The organism is Flammeovirga aprica JL-4 (genome assembly GCF_012844305.1).
Lineage (GTDB): Bacteria > Bacteroidota > Bacteroidia > Cytophagales > Flammeovirgaceae > Flammeovirga > Flammeovirga aprica.
In genome coordinates this window covers 1-1,375 of record NZ_JABANE010000289.1, presented here as the reverse complement: position 1 = coordinate 1,375, position 1,375 = coordinate 1, and the positions used below count along the sequence as shown (strand labels likewise).

Genomic DNA, 1,375 nt, shown 5'->3' with positions numbered 1-1,375 from the left:
AGTGTATTCAGAAGAGGACTTAATAAAGTGAGAGAGATGATTAAAAGTGTTGATTTCAAAGACTTTACAAATATGATTTCTCATTTTAGGATGAACTATCTAAAAATCATCGGGTAGAGTATAGTTTGCTTTGTTCCTATATAAAATACTTTGTATTCCCTTTAAAATTTATAGAATATGGTATTCCTTTTGACTTTGAGAACCTATCTCCGTTCTCCTCCTCAAAGTTATAAAAAGGTTCTTGATTATCAACAGTGGAAAATATCAATCAGATGTCTCATTGATATAAAAAGTTTCTTCATCTTTATAAAAACCTTGATTCCTGTAATAAGGTATATTCCAATTATATTTTAATTCATCAGGCATTATATCATATAAGCTTCTTCTACCTTCATTCGTTAACCTATATATTTTATTTTTATAGAGTAGTTTTAAGTCAATATCAATTACCAATGTATCTTTCTTATTGTCAATAATAATGGCAATTGCTTTATATTTATTTCCTTTTATTTCCTCACCCAAAAAAGCTTTAGTGTTTGATCTTTTCTTACTATAAAACTTATAATAGACAGAATCTTTTTCAGGGTAATAATTATCTTCGTCATGTATAGAATCATAATTAAAACTATAGGTTGGTTCACTCCAATGCTCCATTTCAGATTGCCGATCTAAACTCTCATAAATATCCTTTTCTCCTACCCAAGTATCATATACAAATCTTGGTCTTAGATAAATGTCTTTTTGAGTCGTACAACCAATCGTGCTAAAGCTTAACAGTATAATTAATATAAACTTATAGGTATCTAAACTTAGATCGCCCTAAATAGTAAAACGTACTTCTGTTACGGTTAACTGATTTACATTAGTGTAAAAGTAACCAAACAACCAGATGTATTATGATCAATTTTGAAGGTTTTGACGATAGAACATTTTATTCAACATTTCAAAAAGAAGAAGATTGTCTTGAATATTTATCGACACTAAAGTGGAGTGATCATTACAAATGTAGGAAATGTGAACATACAAAATATATGAAAGGTAAAAAGTTACATTCCAGACGTTGTCAAAAGTGTAAATATGATGAGTCTGTTACGGCTCATACCCTATTTCATAAGCTGAAATTTTCAATTCTAACTGCTTTTGAATTCATATTTAAAGTTAGTTGTGATAAGAAAGGCATGTCCACTTTAACTTTAAGTGAGAAACTGTCCTTGAGTTATCAAAGCTGTTTAAATTTCAGACGTAAAGTGCAATATGCTATGCAAAGTAGTTTACAGCATCCTTTGAAGGGGTATGTTGAGGTCGATGAGTTTGCTGTAGGTGGGTATGACGCTGGCAGTCAAGGTAGAGCCAAAGGAGATAAAAAGCTTGTCAA

2 protein-coding genes are annotated in these 1,375 nt (G+C 30.3%); one reads left to right on the top strand and one right to left on the bottom strand.

Annotation, left to right across the window (positions count from 1 at the left end):
- Positions 1–264 precede the first annotated feature (264 nt).
- Positions 265–654, bottom strand: coding sequence for a hypothetical protein (locus HHU12_RS33920; protein WP_169661152.1), 390 nt, complete (start codon positions 652–654; stop codon positions 265–267).
- Positions 655–896: 242 nt separating this feature from the next.
- Here HHU12_RS33920 and HHU12_RS33915 point away from each other — a divergent pair.
- On the top strand, positions 897–1,375 hold a 479-nt coding region (locus tag HHU12_RS33915), incomplete at its 3' end, for a transposase (RefSeq protein ID WP_169656597.1).

Bases quoted from the DNA above. Each gene is read 5' to 3' on its own strand.
- HHU12_RS33920 (WP_169661152.1), bottom strand. From the start codon at position 654: ATGGAGCATTGGAGTGAACCAACCTATAGTTTTAATTATGATTCTATA.